This window comes from Maricaulis sp. B-26, assembly GCF_056857855.1.
This window is the reverse complement of record NZ_JBSXNX010000002.1, coordinates 1-2,500: the sequence shown is the minus strand read 5'-3', so window position 1 is coordinate 2,500 and position 2,500 is coordinate 1. Positions and strand designations below refer to the sequence as shown.

The following is a 2,500-nucleotide window of genomic DNA, read 5'->3' as shown; positions in this document are numbered from 1 at the left end:
AGGGGAGTGAAACAGACCCTGAAACTGGACGCCTACAAGCAGTCGGAGGGCGCAAGCCTGACGGCGTACCTTTTGTATAATGGGTCAGCGACTTCGTCTCTCGAGCAAGCTTAAGCCGGTAGGTGTAGGCGTAGCGAAAGCGAGTCTGAATAGGGCGACTGAGTTCGAGGGATGAGACCCGAAGCCGGGTGATCTAGCCATGAGCAGGTTGAAGGTGCGGTAACACGCACTGGAGGACCGAACCCACGTCTGTTGAAAAAGACGGGGATGACTTGTGGCTAGGGGTGAAAGGCCAATCAAACCCGGAAATAGCTGGTTCTCCGCGAAATCTATTTAGGTAGAGCGTCATCCTTATACCCTCGGGGGTAGAGCACTGGATGGGCTAGGGGGCCCCAACGGCTTACCAAACCTAACCAAACTCCGAATACCGAGGAGTACTAGATGGCAGACACACTGCGGGTGCTAAGGTCCGTAGTGGAGAGGGAAACAGCCCTGACCGCCAGCTAAGGTCCCTAAGTTATCACTAAGTGGGAAACGATGTGGGAGTGCTTAGACAACCAGGAGGTTGGCTTAGAAGCAGCCATCCTTTAAAGAAAGCGTAACAGCTCACTGGTCAAGCGCTCCTGCGCGGAAAATGTAACGGGGCTTAAGTGATACACCGAAGCTGCGGGCTCGAAAGAGCGGTAGCGGAGCGTTCCGTAGGCCGATGAAGGCAGACCCGCGAGGGCTGCTGGAGGTATCGGAAGTGAGAATGCTGACATGAGTAGCGATAAAGAGGGTGAGAGACCCTCTCGCCGAAAGTCCAAGGGTTCCTGCGCAATGCTAATCAGCGCAGGGTTAGTCGGCCCCTAAGGCGAGGCAGAAATGCGTAGTCGATGGGAAGCAGGTTAATATTCCTGCACCGGCGGGTAGTGACGGATCTCGTGTATCGTTTTTCCTTATCGGATTGGAGAGGCGGTGAAGAGGTCCCTGGAAATAGCTCCCGCATTAGACCGTACCCTAAACCGACACAGGTGGACTGGTAGAGCATACCAAGGCGCTTGAGAGAACTATGCTGAAGGAACTCGGCAAATTGCTCCCGTAAGTTCGCGAGAAGGGAGCCTCTGCATTGGGCAACCAGTGTGGAGGGGCACAGACCAGGGGGTGGCGACTGTTTACTAAAAACACAGGGCTCTGCGAAGTCGCAAGACGACGTATAGGGTCTGACGCCTGCCCGGTGCCGGAAGGTTAAAAGGAGGAGTGAGAGCTCCGAATTGAAGCCCCGGTAAACGGCGGCCGTAACTATAACGGTCCTAAGGTAGCGAAATTCCTTGTCGGGTAAGTTCCGACCTGCACGAATGGCGTAACGACTTCCCCGCTGTCTCCAGCATAGACTCAGCGAAATTGAATTCTCCGTGAAGATGCGGAGTTCCCGCGGTCAGACGGAAAGACCCCGTGCACCTTTACTACAGCTTGACAGTGGTATTAGCGATTATTTGTGTAGGATAGGCGGGAGGCTATGAAACCAAGGCGCCAGTTTTGGTGGAGCCATCCTTGAAATACCGCCCTGATAATTGTTGATATCTAACCGCGGCCCATGAACCTGGGTCCGGGACCCTGTCTGGTGGGTAGTTTGACTGGGGCGGTCGCCTCCCAAAGAGTAACGGAGGCGCGCGATGGTGGGCTCAGAGCGGTCGGAAATCGCTCGTTGAGTGCAATGGCATAAGCCCGCCTGACTGCGAGACTGACAGGTCGAGCAGAGTCGAAAGACGGCCATAGTGATCCGGTGGTCCCGCATGGAAGGGCCATCGCTCAACGGATAAAAGGTACGCCGGGGATAACAGGCTGATGATGCCCAAGAGTCCATATCGACGGCATTGTTTGGCACCTCGATGTCGGCTCATCGCATCCTGGGGCTGGAGCAGGTCCCAAGGGTTTGGCTGTTCGCCAATTAAAGCGGTACGTGAGCTGGGTTTAGAACGTCGTGAGACAGTTCGGTCCCTATCTGCCGTGGGTGTCGGAAAATTGAGAGGAGCTGCCCCTAGTACGAGAGGACCGGGGTGGACGTATCTCTGGTGGACCTGTTGTTGCGCCAGCAGCATAGCAGGGTAGCTATATACGGAAGGGATAACCGCTGAATGCATCTAAGCGGGAAGCCCCCCTCAAAACCAGTTTTCCCTTGAGAGCCGTGGAAGACCACCACGTTGATAGGCCAGATGTGGAAGTGTGGCGACACATGAAGCTGACTGGTACTAATAACTCGATAGGCTTGATCTTCTTGATGCTCATGCCCGGCGATCGCCTCGCCAGGACATAATCCAAGAACCTCACACAAAATCTCAGGACGTCTCTTCTTTAGGATCTATCGCGCTGACCGGGTGGTTATTGCAGGGGGACCGCACCCGTTCCCATCCCGAACACGGCCGTTAAGACCCCTAGCGCCGATGGTACTGCGTCTTAAGGCGTGGGAGAGTAGGTCGCTGCCCGGTCTGCACGATAGATCCATCATAACCCTCTACAG

The 2,500-nt window shown here is 55.3% G+C and carries 2 rRNA genes (1 of these 2 cut by a window edge); both read left to right on the top strand.

The window, feature by feature from the left end:
* Positions 1-2,256, top strand: a 23S ribosomal RNA gene (locus AC13HB_RS00025); it begins 530 nt to the left of the window's first position.
* 97 nt (positions 2,257-2,353) lie between these two features.
* A 5S ribosomal RNA gene (gene rrf / locus AC13HB_RS00020) occupies positions 2,354-2,468 on the top strand.
* The last annotated feature ends 32 nt before the right edge of the window (positions 2,469-2,500 follow it).